The following is an 11761-nucleotide window of genomic DNA, read 5'->3' as shown; positions in this document are numbered from 1 at the left end:
ATCCCCGCCCTGCGGTCGCTCCGGCGGCCGCGTGGCCACCCTGCGCCTCGGTGGCTCGGTGGCTCGGTGGCTCGGTGGCTCGGTGGCTCGGTGGCTCGGTGGCTCAGTAGCGCAGGGCCGCGCCGGTCTGCGCGGTCACCGTGCCGGACAGCTTGTGGGTGCTGCGGGCCGTGCCCTCCCCGGTGTCCTTGCCGGCCACGTCGGACACCGTCACCACCACCGTGTCGACGAGGTTGCCGCTCGCGTCCTTGAACTCCACCTGCACGGCGAAGGACTTCGCGCCGTCGTCGGTGTTGCGCACGGTGACCGGCACCGTCGTGTATCCGTCCGCGTCGGTCGACACGGTGCCCAGGGACACCTGGTCCTTGGCGTCGGCCCCGTTCTTGACCTCGGCGAGCTTGTCCTTCGCGACGGCGGCCGCGGACTCGGCGGCCTTCGCCGCCTCCGAGGCGGCCGAGGAGACGGCCTCGCCCGCCGACCTCACCGCGGACGCGGCACTGGAGACGGCGCCGGACGGGCTGCCGTCGCCGCCCGAGCATCCCGCGGCGCCGAGCACCGCCGCAGCCAGCACCATCCCTGCCGCCCCACGCGCCCACACGACCGTCGCCACCACGCCTCCAAGAGTGTTCCGGGGCCTTCCAGTCAACGGCCCGGCGGCCCGAATGCCCACCTGACGGGGCATCCGGGTGAGGGTCGCGGGGGCCGAGCGGCGGGCCCCGGGGTGTCCCGAGGCCCGCCGGTGCTCGCGGACCTTCGGTGGCAGGGCGGCCGGTCCCGGCCGGGCTCGGGTCCCCTTCCGGCGCCGACCGTCAGGATCCTCAGCCTCGGTTGCCTCCCGCGGGTTAGCTGTGGCGGCCCTGCCGCTCGGTCACGCAGATCCCGGCTTCCAACAGCCGGGCCAGGTGGCCGGAGACGGTGGAGGGCGCCACCCCCGTGATCCGGGCCAGCTCGCCGGCGGTCCAGGCGCGCCCCTCCAACAGCGTCAGGCAGATGGCGGCGCGCGTCTCGTCGGCGAGGGCGGCGGCGAAGGCCGCCACGCGGGCCGCGGGGGCGGGCGCGTCCGGGGGGAACCCGGGATGCAGCTCGTTCATGCACCCAGGATGCCCCACGATTTCGGCAGACAGCGAACACTTCGCCGCAGCTCGCCTCAGTGGCCGGCCGCGGCCTTCACCAGGGCGACGGCCAGGCCGATCGCGGCGTCGAGCCCGCCGGCCAGCACAGCGAGCGGCGCGCTGCCGCCCATGCGGACGCCGCCGTACCAGCCCCAGCCGAAGAGGGAGGCGACGCTCACGCCTGCCGAGGCATACAGGGCGGTCTGCAGGGCCATCACGCCCAGGGCGGAGGCGGCGATCAGGATCAGCGGACCGACGGCGGACAGCAGGAGGGGGCTGCTGACCCACAGCATGTGCCGCAACTCCCCGCCGGTGGCGAGCCGGCCGTGGACCACGCGGTGCGCCTGCTGGTCGGAGACGAGGGTCGCGAGCCACAGCCCGATGGCGGCGGTCAGCACCGTGGCCGCGGTCCCGGCGGTGTCGGCGTGCTCCGACACCGCCAGACCGATCACCACGGAGATCATGGTGATGGTCGCGTACAGCCGCTCCTTCAGCCGGGCGGCGGCGGCCGCCGCCGCCTCGGCGGGTGATCCGGCGGCTGCGGCATCGGCGTGGTCCATGGCGTCAGCCTAGGACGCCGGACCCGTGGGCGCGCGTGAGCGCCCGTGCCCGGGCGTGCCCCCTGCCGCGACGGGATTCCACGGGCCACACTGGAGGCCGCGGGGTGCAACGCCCCCGTCACGAGGAGGCGGTGACATGGTGTCGGAGGACCCGGTGGACCGGCCCGCACCGTCGGTACCGCCCGAGGTGTGGCAGACGTACGGACCGGCTGACCTCAGCGCCGTTCCGGTGTTCGCCGGCGGGTTCATCAACTTCGGCTACTGGCGGTCCGTCGACCTCGGAGGGCCGCTGTCGCAGGACGACCGGATCCGCAGCGAACGGGACCTCTACCGGCACGTACTCGACGCGGTCGCCCCCGGCGGCGGCCGCGCCGTGGAGGTCGGCTGCGGTCTCGGCCTCGGCTGCGCCCTCGCCCTCGACGAGTACGGACCCGCCGCGGTGACCGGGGTGGACATCCACCCCCAGCAGCTCCGCCGGGCCCGCGACGCCAACTCCCCGCTCCTCGCCGCGCGGCCGCAGCGGCTGCGTTTCGTCCTCGGAGCGGCCGAGGACCTGCCCCTGGGCGACGCGGAGTTCGACTGCCTGTACAGCGTCGAAGCGGTGCAGCACTTCCCGGACCTGACCGCCTTCGCCCACGAGGCGGCGCGCGTCCTGCGTCCCGGAGGACGGGTCGCGGTGGCCGGCTTCTTCAGCGTCGACGGCGCGCCCGCGCCCGAGGAGCGGCTCGCGGGGCTGCTGGAGACCTTCGCCAGCGGACTCGACATCGCGCGGCCCGTCTCCCACCTCGCCCGGGCCCTCGCCGGAGCCGGTTTCGCCGACGTCCGCACCGATTCGATCGGCCCGCAGGTCTGGCCCGGCTGGGACCGCTGGCTCGCCCGCCTCTGGGCCCCCGGCACCTGGCCGCGCAATTTCATGACCGCCTGGGAACAGCGGATCCTGGACTACTACCTGATCACCGCCGCCCGTCCCGGCCGCGGTCGGGCGCACCCGACGTCGAGTGGGTGACCGCCGGCGGCAAGGCGCTGAGCCGCCGGAGACCGGATCAGTGCGCGCAGGGGCGAGGCGGACCGGGTGGATGGCCTCGAACCGGGCGCCGACGGCTACGTGTCGAAGCCGTTCGGGGTCCGGGAGGCCATCGCCCGCATACGGGCCGTGATGCGTCGTGTGCGGCCCCGTACCCCGTCCGCCCCGGAGCCCACCCGACCGCTTCGGCACCCGCGGCCAGGCCGCGGGGAGCGGACGGGTGACGACCTCCGGGGCGTGCCGGGCACGCCGTCCGCAGCGCGGGCGGGCAGGACTGCTGCACCCGCCCGGCACCCAGCGCCGTATCGGCCGCACCCCGCACGGCCCGCCGCACGCCGACCCAGAACGGCCGGACGCGGTGTGCGTCGTGCGGGGCGCCGTCCGGTCTGCGCGGGCGGTGGCGGTGACCTCACCGCCACCGGCGGCGTGTGAGCGGCCCCGGGCGCCTCTAGAGCGGCGGCGGACAGGTGAGGATCACCCACAGGGCCGCGATCGACCACGCGCAGGCGGCCGCCCCCAGCACCCGCAGGCGGCGGATCCGCCCCGGCGGGACCGGCTCCGCCCGTGGCGCGACGCGCACCGCGGGCGACGCCGTCTTCGGCGGCACCGTCTCGCGGGGGACCGTCTCGCGGGGCACCGCCTTCGGGCGGACCGGCGCGGCCGGCCGGCGGTCCACGCCCCCGGGCACCTCGATGGCGGAGTGCTGGGCCAGCCCCGCCAGGAACCGCCGGTACGCCTCACGCCGGCCTCCCCTCGGCGACGTGCGCCCGCATTCCCATGACCGCACCGTCGCCGGGGTCACCCCGAACGCCACCCCGACCTGGCGGGTCGTCAGCCCCCACTGCTCACGGAGCCGGCGCCGCTCACCGGGCTCGGGAAGCCCCGATGTGCGCCGCGCGGGGGCCCTGTCCGCAGGGCGGGAGATCTGACGAGGAAGAAACTGATCGACTGTCATACAGGTCTGACAATCAACTCATCCCGCCCGTGATGCGCTGCTCCGCCGATTCATCCGAACGGCCGCTCCCGATGCCGGTGGAACGCCGCGAGGCATCCGGGACGAACACCTCGCGGCGCATCGGGCCGGCCGGTTCGCCCTCGATCACCCACCCGGGCCGGGCGGACTGGCGAGGTTCGGGCCGCTCACGCCTTCACGCTCTCCCGGGCCACCGGCAGGGGGTGGTGGCGCGAGATGTTCTTGGTCAGCAGCCTGGTGGACTCGCCGACGCCGATCTCCTCGCCGCCGTCGGCCGCGGGCAGTCGCCCGTCGGCGAGCCGCAGTTCGGCGAGGGCGGTGTCCATCGCCTTGTGCGCGGCGAACAGGCACGGGGTGCTGTAGATGGCCATGTCGACACCGAGGTCGGTCAGTTCGGTGAGCGAGAGCCGCGGCGACTTTCCTCCGGCGATCTGGTTGAACAGCAGCGGCTTGCCGCCGACGGCCCCGCGGATCCGCTCGATCCACTCCACGCTGCGCACCCCGTCGACGAGGACGACGTCCGCGTCGGTGGCCGCCAGGGCCTGGGCGCGGTGGATGATGTCGGCTTCCTCCGTCGCGTCGGTCCGCGCGACGACGACCAGGTCCTTGCGGGTCGCCAGGACCATCTCCAGCTTCTCCAGGTACTCGGTGAGCGGGAGCACCTGCTTGCCGTCGGCGTGACCGCAGCGGCGGGGACGCTTCTGGTCCTCCAGGATGATGCCGGAGGCGCCCATCCGCTCCAGGCCTTCCACGACATGGCAGGCCACTTCGGGGTCGACGTACCCGTCGTCGATGTCGACGAGCAGGTGGTGACGGGGGAAGGCGCCGCGCAGTCGCTGGACGAAGGCCACCATGTCGGGCCAGGCGATGAACCCGATGTCGGGGAGCCCGTAGTAGGAGGCGGCGAACCCGAACCCCGAGACGAACATCCCGTCGTAGTGCGCGGCCGCCACCGAGGCGGAGTACATGTCGTACACCCCGATGAGCGGTGTGGTGCCCGGCTTCGCGATCTGTTCCCGCAGCTTGTTCCCGTAAGTCATGGTTCGGTTCCTCCGAGGAGCGCATCGGCACAGGGGAGGGCGGAGAGCCGCGCCACCAGGACTCTTTACCCAAAACGGATACTTCCTTGGGGAAGAGCGGAACTTTCGCGGATGAAGCCTTTACTCACTCCGTTGGCCCAGCCGGTTCACCACAGCACCGTCATTCGGTCTGCCTGCCCGGGACGGCTGCCGGGCCCGGCAGTGCGGCCCCGGCCCTGTCAGAGGGGGACTCAGAGGGGGAGGAAGAGCTCCGCCCGCGCGTCGTCGAGGACGAAGCCGTTGTCGAGGCGGACCCGGACCGTCCGTCGGGGCCCGTGCTCCCGGTGGGCGGTCCACGCCGGTTCGAGGGAGGCCACCTGCTCCTCCAGCTGCCGCCTGCTCGCCGGGGGCATCTGGTGGCCGAAGTCGTTCAGGAGTGCCGTGAGCCGCTCGTACTCGCGCACCTCGTGGCTCTGCTCCCGATCCCGGGGCGGGTCCACCCGTTCGACGATGCCCTGGGCACCCGACCCGAGGAAGAGCGCGCCGGCGACCACGTCCCCGTCCGCGGAGTGGCCCTCGGCCGTCACGACCGTCCCGGTCAGCCTGAGGTCTGCCGCCAGCCGGACCCGCCGGCCTTCCTGGAGGGTCATCGGTCGTCACTTCTCCGGTGGGGACTCGTGGTGGATGGCCAACGTATCGGTGGCCGTTCCAGTTTCCCACCCAGTCTCCCACCCCGTCGGCCGCGATCGATCGTGCACGTACGCTCACCGGAGCCCCGACGAGCCGCCGCACGTGCCGGGGCCGGGACCACCCGGGATCACCCCGGTGCGGACGACCGGTCCGTGCGCGCGGGCGGCGGGGGCAGGGCCCAGCGGATCGCCCGGGTCACGGCGTGCCCGCCCGCACGGGCCGCCGCGCCGGGCACCCGTTCCGCCGCGGAACCCGAACCGGCGGTGACAGCCGCCCTCGCCCAGGACGGCAGCAGGTCCACGGCCGCCGCCGCGAGCAGCGCGTACGGCAGCCGGGCGGCCCCCGGCAGCGGCGGATCGGCCAGCAGGAAGCGGGCGGTGTCCCGGGACGCGTCCGTCGGCCTCAGGCAGGGCCGGTACCGCGCCATCCGCAGGGCGAGTTCCCGAACGTCCTGCGGCGGCCGGTCCGCGCCCAGCGCCCGAGCGACCCGCGCCGTGTCGGCGAGGTACCCGTCGCAGCCCGCCGGATCCAAGGGATGCCTGCCATAACGCTGGTGGGCTTTCAGGAAGCAGTACGCCTCGGCGGTGTGCACCCAGCCCAGCAGCTCCGGGTCGTCCGCCCGGTACGCCACACCGTCGGGCGTCCGGCCCCGGACACGTGCGTGCACCGCCCGGACACGGTCCACCGCCGCCTCGGCGTCGGCACTGGTGCCGAAGGTGGTGACCGCCAGGAAGGTGCTGGTCCGGTGCAGGCGCCCCCAAGGATCGCCGCGGTATCCGGAGTGGGCCGCGACCGCGGCCATCGCGACCGGGTGCAGGGACTGGAGCAGCAGCGCGGCAAGACCGCCGACGAACATCGACGCGTCCGCGTGGACCCGCCGCACGGGCCGGTCCGGTGCGAACCAGCGGGGTCCGGGCGTCTGGTGGATGCGCCGCCGGTTGCGGGCTCCGTCGGGACCGGCGACGCGCAGGAACACCGCCTCGCCGGCACGCTGCCTGATCCGCCGGACGGCCATCGTGGGGCTCGCCATGTCCCCCAGTATGCGCTCGGCGCCGCTGCGCGGTCCCATGGATGCATGGACGGTTGAGAGGTGCTGGGACGGGCAGGTGCCCCATGGACGAGGAGGTACGTCATGGCTGCCGAGGACGCGCCCGTACCGGAAGCCGCCGCCGGCACCGAGTACCGCGTGGTGCGGGTGACCGGAGACATGGACCTGGAGCACGCGGGCGAGCTGCGGGAAACACTCGCAGCCGCTCTGTCACAGGCACCGGAAGGCGCCGAGGTCATCGTGGACCTGCGGAATTCCTCCTTCTGCGACTCCGCGGGCCTCAACACGCTGCTGGAGGCCCGGCGGCAGGCCGTCCAGAGCGGACACGTCCTGCGTCTGGCGGCGCCCAGCCACCAACTGCTGCGACTGCTCGAACTCACCGGTTCGAGCGGCTCGTTCCCCCTGGACGCTTCCGTGCCCGGCTGAGCGCACCGGGGACCGGTGCGCCCCTGCCGGCGGCACGCCGGTCCCGACCGATCGGAGAACGCGATGAGCACCGCCGACGAAGCCTACGGCGACGACGTCTACCAGCCGCAGGAGACCGACGAGTCCGCCGAGGCGCAGCCCGACCTGGAGAACACCCTCGACGAACCGGGCCTCGACGACACCCTCGACACCGCGTACGTGCCGCTGGACCGCCCGCTGGCGGTCGACGAGAGGGGCACCACCGCCGCCGAAGCCCGCACGGGGGAGACGCTGGAGCAGCGCCTGGCGCGGGAGCAGCCGGAGGTCTCCGACGGGGACGAGATCTCCGATGAAGCCGGTGATGCCCTGCTGGGCGGAGCGGACCGGGCCGGCCGCCTTGCCGTGGTGGACGACTCGGCACCGCGGCGGCACATCTCCGTCCTGGCCCGTGACGTAGGAATCGACGGCGGCGCGGCATCGGCCGAGGAAGCGGCGGTCCACGTGGTCGACGAGCCGCCCTCCGAGGACCTGGACGTCTGAGCGCGCGGCGCCGCAGTCGGCGGAGCTCCCCGCGGCGGACGCCGCGACCCGATCGAGCCGGGCGCGCTCACGGGGCCGGGTCACGGCCCTGCTGAGCCGGTGCCCACAGGGCGGTCAGCCGTCCCGCGCCGGGGGTCAGCCCCGCCCAGCCGCCCTCCAGGTCCACCACCACGACGCCCGCGGTCGGGAAACCGTCCCGCAACTGCTCCAGGAGTTCCTCCGGGCCGCTCCCGCACAGGGCCGTGGCCAGCTCGTGGATGCCGGTGTTGTGGCCGACCAGGGCCAGGCAGCCGAGCCCGGCGCCACGCTCCGCCAGTACGGTGACCAGCGCGTTCGGTGCCGCGTCGTAAAGCCTGTCGTCATAGACGGCGTCCGGCGGGTCCGCAAGGGCGGGGACCAGCAGCTGCCACGTCTGGCGCGTCCTGCGCGACGGCGAGCACAGCGCCAGGTCCGGTTTGTAGCCGTGCTCCGCCAGCCAGCGGCCCGTCCGGGGCGCGTCGGCCCTGCCGCGCTCGCCCAGGCCGCGCTCGAAGTCCTCGGCGGGATCACCCTTCGGCACGGCCTTGGCATGGCGTACCAGCAGCAGTCGGCTCCCGGTCGTGCCCGGCCCGGTGTCCGAGGACATGGCGCCCTCCCTTCGGCTGGTCCGCGTACGGGACCACGCGTACGCGCGTACAGGGTCATGGTGCGGTCGGCCCGGTGCGCGCGCACCCGCACCGCGGCCCGGCGGACTACCCTGCGCAGGATGGAACGCGCAGACGTACTCAGGCGGGTGATCGGCATCCTGACCGAGGCCCAGGACATCCGCCGGGCCGCCGAAGCCGGCGAGGACCCCGACGGCCACGCCGCGGCGGCCGGCGTGGCCACACAGCTCCTGAACGAAATGCTGCCGTCGATCAGCGTGCCCGCCGACGCCACGCCGCAACAGGTGGCGACCCTGGTGGCCGAGGCACTCGGCCCGGCCCTGCACACCATGGTCTCCGGATTCAGTCTGGCGTTCACCAGTCTCGCGATCGCCCACGACGGCGGGCGGACGGACGTCTCCTCGATCGAGGTACTCCAGGAACTCGCCCTGGAGGTGGAGGCCGGAACCTACGACGAAGGCCCGTGAGAGCCGACCCGTCGGCGCAGGCCCGTCGGCGCCGCGTCCGGCCGCGCGGCGGACGCCGTCAGCCGGCGTCCTCGTCGTGCGGCCGGGACATCTTGCTCTCCTGCCGCCTGCGCAGCTCCTCCGGGGTCTTGCCGGCGACCGGCTTGCTGGCCTCGGGGTGCACCGGGTCCGGGCCGGGGTGTTCCTGCGCGTGCTCCCCACGGCCTCCGGCCTGCTGCTGACCCCTGTCCTCCGTGTCCTTCATGGCTGTCGCTCCCTCACACCTTCGCTCGACGCGGACATCGGACTTTCCCCATCTACCCCACCAGTCACCCACGACACGGACGGACTCGTCCGTTCCGGCGCGAGTCCTCCGGCACGGCCTGGGAAGATGCGCAGTCATGTCGGAAACGATCAGCAGCATCGCCACCCGTGTCGCACGGCGCCGCCGCGAGCCGGTCGCCGTCCAGGCCCTGCGCTCCACCGCCGCGGCCGTCATCAGCTACGTCGTGGCCCTCCGCCTGAGCAGCGAGCCGAACCCGCTGACCGCCCCGCTGACGGCCCTGCTGGTCGTCCAGGTCACGCTCTACTCCACGTTGACCACCAGCATCCGCCGGGTCAACTCGGTGGTCGTCGGCGTCCTGATCGCCATCGGCTTCAGCGCGCTGGTCGGTCTCACCTGGTGGAGTCTGGGCCTGCTGATCTTGGCCTCGCTGGTGGTGGGCCACCTGGTGCGGGTCGACGAGTTCGTCCCCGAGGTCGCGATCAGCGCCATGCTCGTCCTCGGCGTCACCCAGGTGGCGGACACCGCCTGGGACCGGGTGCTGGAAACCCTCATCGGCGCGGTGGTCGGGCTGCTCGTCAACCTCCTGCTGGCGCCTCCCCTCTGGATCGGGCCGGCGGGCACCGCGATCACCGATCTGGCCGGGCGCATGAGCCGCCTGCTGCACCACCTCGGCGAGGAGCCCACGGGCCCGGGCAGGGTCGAACAGGCCGCGGCCCGGCTGCACGAGGCGCGCCGCCTCGACAACGACATCGCGCAGGTCGACGCCGCCCTGCGGCAGGCGGAGGACAGCCTCCGGCTCAATCCGCGGGTCAAGGAGGGCCTGCTCTTCCGGCTGGTGCTGCGGACCGGCCTGGACACCCTGGAGATCTGCGCGGTGGTGCTCCGCGTGGCCTGCCGGACGGTGACCGACCTCGCCAAGGTCCGCCCGGACGGCCCGCTCTTCGAGCCGGGGACCGCCGCCGCGCTGCGCGAGGTGCTGCGCCACACCGCGACCGCCGTCGAGAGCTTCGCCCAGCTGATCACCGCCCAGGTGAGTGCCAACGCGGAGGAGGCCGAGGCCCGCCTGACCGGGGAGCTGGCGGTGGCCCGCGCACACCGCGACCGGCTCGCGGACCATCTGCTGGCCTCGGCACGTGCGGACCCCGGGCACTGGCAGTTGCGCGGAGCGCTGCTCACCGAGATCGACCGGGTTCTCGACGAGCTGGGCGTGGAGAAGCGCTCGCAGCGCCTGCTGGAGGAACTCGACCGGCACACCCGCAGTCGGCGCACCGGACCGCTGCGCAGCCGGCTGCGGGCTTGGACCCGCGGGCGCGGCCGGGCGGAGCGGCCCGGGTGACGGGGGGCGCGCGATGCGCGAAGGTGGGGGCATGGTGCACGTACTGGGCAGCAGGATCCTGCTGCGACCCACGGACCCCGAACGTTCGCGTGCGTTCTACGGTGAGACCCTCGGCCTCGCCGTGTACCGCGAGTTCGGCACGGGACCGGAGCGCGGCACGGTCTACTTCCTCGGCGGCGGCTTCCTCGAGGTGTCGGGACGGGCCGACGCGCCACCCGCGCCCGGCCTGCGGCTGTGGCTCCAAGTCGCCGACGCGCAGACGGCGTACGAGGAACTGAGCAGCCGCGGTGCCGAGGTGGTGCGGCCTCCCCTGCGCGAGCCGTGGGGACTGATCGAAATGTGGATCGCCGACCCCGACGGCGTGCGGATCGCGGTCGTGGAGGTCCCGGAGGACCATCCACTGCGCCACCGCCCCTGAGCGCGGGGCCAGGAGGCCCGGCGTCAGTAGTAGTGCTTGCGGCCTCCCACGGCGTGCCCGACCGCACCCAGCAGCCAGAGCACCAAGCCGACGACGACGAGGATCACGCCGATCGTCCAGAGGATCGATATCCCCGTGACGAAGCCGATGATCAGCAGGATGACGCCCAGAACGATCATGACTACCTCCTGGTTCCCGGAGAACCGGTACGCAGGGCGTCTACCACGGTTGCGTGACCTTATGCCTGTTTCGCCCCATGCGTCGACGCTGCGTCGGAGGGCGGGTTGATCCGTGGCGGCGGCCCTCACGGCACCCCGCTGCCCGGCGTGGTGCGGGGCGCGCCGCAGGCCTCCTTCGCGCAGGGGCGGCCGCCCCGCGTCGGCGGCCGGCGGGCCGGCTGCGAACTAGCTGCGGGTGGAGCCCGGTTCGCCGCCCCGGTGTTCCACGGGGCCGCCTGGCAGTGCGCCTCGTTTGCGTGTCACGCCACGCATCTGGCCACAGCAGGGGAAGGGTGGTCAGCTGTCCCGGAGGAGGCGTGCCGCGAGTGCGGGGGACAGGCGGTGAAGGGCTACCAGGGCGCGGATCCTGCCCACGTGGACGACGGAGCGGTTGCGGTCGAGGCCCTCCAGTAGTTCCCTGGCGGCGTGTTCCGGGCTGATCTTGCCGCTGCCCCGGCCGGCCGTCATGGCTGTGTCCACCAGGGGCAGCATCGCCTCCACCACCCGGATACCGCGTTCGTCGTCGGCGAGCTGGTAGCGCAGGGCGGTGGTGTAGCTGCGCAGTGCGGCCTTGGTGGCGCAGTACAGGGGCGCGCTGCGCTTGGGCGTCAGGGCCAGGGCCGAGGTGATGTTCACGATGGTGCTGCCGGGCAGCATCAGTGGCAGGACCAGTGCGGTGAGCTTGACCGGGCCGGTGAGATTCGTGCCGATTTCCGTGTCCACGTCGCGGAGCACGTCGTCGCGGTCATGCTCGGCGACTCGGTATCCGAACTGCACGGCCGCGTTGTTGACCAGCAGTCGGATGCCTCCTCGTGCGTGCAGCTCTGCCGCCAGGGAGGCGATGTCACTCTCCACCGTGAGGTCGCACCGCAGGGCTTCGATGCCCGGTCTGGCGTTGGCTGCTGCCACGCGGGTCCGGTCCCGCCCACAGACGACGACCTGCTCACCCTGATGGGCGAGTCGGCGCGCCAGGGCCAGTCCCACGCCCGCGGTGCCGCCAGTGATCACAGTCAGTCCTGCCGGCACGGCTGAACCTCCTTCG

The 11761-nt window shown here is 73.6% G+C and carries 16 protein-coding genes and 1 pseudogene; 7 read left to right on the top strand and 10 right to left on the bottom strand.

Translation table 11 applies throughout. The annotated features are described in order from the left end of the window. Nucleotides 1–103: 103 nt before the first annotated feature. From AW27_RS02075 to AW27_RS02065, 3 genes and pseudogenes are all read right to left on the bottom strand, one after another. On the bottom strand, nucleotides 104–613 hold the full coding sequence (locus tag AW27_RS02075; RefSeq protein WP_236647478.1) for a hypothetical protein: 510 nt from the start codon (nucleotides 611–613) through the stop codon (nucleotides 104–106). 235 nt (nucleotides 614–848) lie between these two features. Then, a pseudogene (locus AW27_RS02070) lies at nucleotides 849–1091 on the bottom strand (ArsR/SmtB family transcription factor); the annotation flags it as partial. A 56-nt stretch (nucleotides 1092–1147) separates the two neighbouring features. Beyond that, the gene (locus tag AW27_RS02065; protein ID WP_052030125.1) at nucleotides 1148–1672 is read right to left on the bottom strand and encodes a hypothetical protein; all 525 of its coding nucleotides are present in this window, start codon (nucleotides 1670–1672) and stop codon (nucleotides 1148–1150) included. Between the two features lie 136 nt (nucleotides 1673–1808). Between AW27_RS02065 and AW27_RS02060 the strand changes: the two genes are divergently transcribed. Both AW27_RS02060 and AW27_RS02050 read left to right on the top strand, forming a co-directional pair. Continuing rightward, nucleotides 1809–2678: a class I SAM-dependent methyltransferase gene (locus AW27_RS02060; protein ID WP_052030126.1), complete on the top strand. Its 870-nt coding sequence runs from the start codon at nucleotides 1809–1811 to the stop codon at nucleotides 2676–2678. 485 nt (nucleotides 2679–3163) lie between these two features. Then, the gene (locus AW27_RS02050) at nucleotides 3164–3625 is read left to right on the top strand and encodes a hypothetical protein (RefSeq protein WP_157840177.1); all 462 of its coding nucleotides are present in this window, start codon (nucleotides 3164–3166) and stop codon (nucleotides 3623–3625) included. Nucleotides 3626–3836: 211 nt separating this feature from the next. Here the strand turns inward: AW27_RS02050 and AW27_RS02045 are convergent, their stop codons facing one another. The 3 genes from AW27_RS02045 to AW27_RS02035 form a co-directional block, all read right to left on the bottom strand. Then, the gene (locus tag AW27_RS02045; RefSeq protein WP_037917064.1) at nucleotides 3837–4709 is read right to left on the bottom strand and encodes an isocitrate lyase/PEP mutase family protein; all 873 of its coding nucleotides are present in this window, start codon (nucleotides 4707–4709) and stop codon (nucleotides 3837–3839) included. A 230-nt stretch (nucleotides 4710–4939) separates the two neighbouring features. Next, complete coding sequence (locus tag AW27_RS02040; RefSeq protein WP_037917066.1) at nucleotides 4940–5338, bottom strand: hypothetical protein; 399 nt, start codon at nucleotides 5336–5338, stop codon at nucleotides 4940–4942. A 167-nt stretch (nucleotides 5339–5505) separates the two neighbouring features. After that, nucleotides 5506–6408, bottom strand: a complete 903-nt coding sequence (locus AW27_RS02035; RefSeq protein ID WP_037917068.1) for an oxygenase MpaB family protein — start codon at nucleotides 6406–6408, stop codon at nucleotides 5506–5508. A gap of 102 nt (nucleotides 6409–6510) precedes the next feature. On the opposite strand from AW27_RS02035, the gene AW27_RS02030 reads away from it, so the two are divergent. Continuing rightward, nucleotides 6511–6852 carry an STAS domain-containing protein gene (locus AW27_RS02030; RefSeq protein ID WP_052030127.1) on the top strand — a complete coding sequence of 114 codons (342 nt, stop codon included), beginning with the start codon at nucleotides 6511–6513 and terminating at the stop codon, nucleotides 6850–6852. 63 nt (nucleotides 6853–6915) lie between these two features. Continuing rightward, complete coding sequence (locus tag AW27_RS02025) at nucleotides 6916–7371, top strand: DUF5709 domain-containing protein (RefSeq protein WP_037917071.1); 456 nt, start codon at nucleotides 6916–6918, stop codon at nucleotides 7369–7371. Between the two features lie 67 nt (nucleotides 7372–7438). On the opposite strand, the gene AW27_RS02020 is transcribed toward AW27_RS02025, so the two are convergent. Next, nucleotides 7439–7996: a SixA phosphatase family protein gene (locus AW27_RS02020; RefSeq protein WP_037917073.1), complete on the bottom strand. Its 558-nt coding sequence runs from the start codon at nucleotides 7994–7996 to the stop codon at nucleotides 7439–7441. A 120-nt stretch (nucleotides 7997–8116) separates the two neighbouring features. Between AW27_RS02020 and AW27_RS02015 the strand changes: the two genes are divergently transcribed. Beyond that, entirely contained in the window at nucleotides 8117–8482 is a 366-nt protein-coding gene (locus AW27_RS02015) for a hypothetical protein (protein ID WP_037918362.1), read from the top strand. A 58-nt stretch (nucleotides 8483–8540) separates the two neighbouring features. Here AW27_RS02015 and AW27_RS02010 read toward each other — a convergent pair whose 3' ends face one another. Beyond that, a complete protein-coding gene (locus tag AW27_RS02010) occupies nucleotides 8541–8726 on the bottom strand; it encodes a hypothetical protein (RefSeq protein WP_037917075.1) in 186 nt (61 codons plus the stop codon). Between the two features lie 136 nt (nucleotides 8727–8862). On the opposite strand from AW27_RS02010, the gene AW27_RS02005 reads away from it, so the two are divergent. Together AW27_RS02005 and AW27_RS02000 are read left to right on the top strand one after the other, a co-directional pair. Beyond that, on the top strand, nucleotides 8863–10083 hold the full coding sequence (locus AW27_RS02005) for an FUSC family protein (RefSeq protein WP_037917076.1): 1221 nt from the start codon (nucleotides 8863–8865) through the stop codon (nucleotides 10081–10083). Between the two features lie 31 nt (nucleotides 10084–10114). Further along, the gene (locus AW27_RS02000) at nucleotides 10115–10501 is read left to right on the top strand and encodes a VOC family protein (RefSeq protein WP_037917078.1); all 387 of its coding nucleotides are present in this window, start codon (nucleotides 10115–10117) and stop codon (nucleotides 10499–10501) included. Nucleotides 10502–10524: 23 nt separating this feature from the next. Here the strand turns inward: AW27_RS02000 and AW27_RS01995 are convergent, their stop codons facing one another. Together AW27_RS01995 and AW27_RS01990 are read right to left on the bottom strand one after the other, a co-directional pair. After that, nucleotides 10525–10680 (bottom strand): DUF6131 family protein, encoded by a 156-nt coding sequence (locus AW27_RS01995; protein WP_172671261.1) that lies wholly within the window; start codon nucleotides 10678–10680, stop codon nucleotides 10525–10527. Nucleotides 10681–11016: 336 nt separating this feature from the next. After that, nucleotides 11017–11745 (bottom strand): SDR family NAD(P)-dependent oxidoreductase, encoded by a 729-nt coding sequence (locus AW27_RS01990; protein WP_037917079.1) that lies wholly within the window; start codon nucleotides 11743–11745, stop codon nucleotides 11017–11019. Between the last annotated feature and the right edge of the window lie 16 nt (nucleotides 11746–11761).

This window comes from Streptomyces sp. PCS3-D2, from assembly GCF_000612545.2.
In the GTDB taxonomy this organism is placed as follows: domain Bacteria; phylum Actinomycetota; class Actinomycetes; order Streptomycetales; family Streptomycetaceae; genus Streptomyces.
The sequence above is the reverse complement of the archived record's forward strand: the minus strand, read 5'-3'. Positions and strand labels throughout refer to the sequence as shown.

Bases quoted from the DNA above. Each gene is read 5' to 3' on its own strand.
- AW27_RS02065 (WP_052030125.1), bottom strand. From the start codon at position 1,672: ATGGACCACGCCGATGCCGCAGCCGCCGGATCACCCGCCGAGGCGGCG.
- AW27_RS02060 (WP_052030126.1), top strand. From the start codon at position 1,809: ATGGTGTCGGAGGACCCGGTGGACCGGCCCGCACCGTCGGTACCGCCC.
- AW27_RS02045 (WP_037917064.1), bottom strand. From the start codon at position 4,709: ATGACTTACGGGAACAAGCTGCGGGAACAGATCGCGAAGCCGGGCACC.
- AW27_RS02040 (WP_037917066.1), bottom strand. From the start codon at position 5,338: ATGACCCTCCAGGAAGGCCGGCGGGTCCGGCTGGCGGCAGACCTCAGG.
- AW27_RS02035 (WP_037917068.1), bottom strand. From the start codon at position 6,408: ATGGCGAGCCCCACGATGGCCGTCCGGCGGATCAGGCAGCGTGCCGGC.
- AW27_RS02030 (WP_052030127.1), top strand. From the start codon at position 6,511: ATGGCTGCCGAGGACGCGCCCGTACCGGAAGCCGCCGCCGGCACCGAG.
- AW27_RS02025 (WP_037917071.1), top strand. From the start codon at position 6,916: ATGAGCACCGCCGACGAAGCCTACGGCGACGACGTCTACCAGCCGCAG.
- AW27_RS02020 (WP_037917073.1), bottom strand. From the start codon at position 7,996: ATGTCCTCGGACACCGGGCCGGGCACGACCGGGAGCCGACTGCTGCTG.
- AW27_RS02015 (WP_037918362.1), top strand. From the start codon at position 8,117: ATGGAACGCGCAGACGTACTCAGGCGGGTGATCGGCATCCTGACCGAG.
- AW27_RS02010 (WP_037917075.1), bottom strand. From the start codon at position 8,726: ATGAAGGACACGGAGGACAGGGGTCAGCAGCAGGCCGGAGGCCGTGGG.
- AW27_RS02005 (WP_037917076.1), top strand. From the start codon at position 8,863: ATGTCGGAAACGATCAGCAGCATCGCCACCCGTGTCGCACGGCGCCGC.
- AW27_RS02000 (WP_037917078.1), top strand. From the start codon at position 10,115: ATGGTGCACGTACTGGGCAGCAGGATCCTGCTGCGACCCACGGACCCC.
- AW27_RS01995 (WP_172671261.1), bottom strand. From the start codon at position 10,680: ATGATCGTTCTGGGCGTCATCCTGCTGATCATCGGCTTCGTCACGGGG.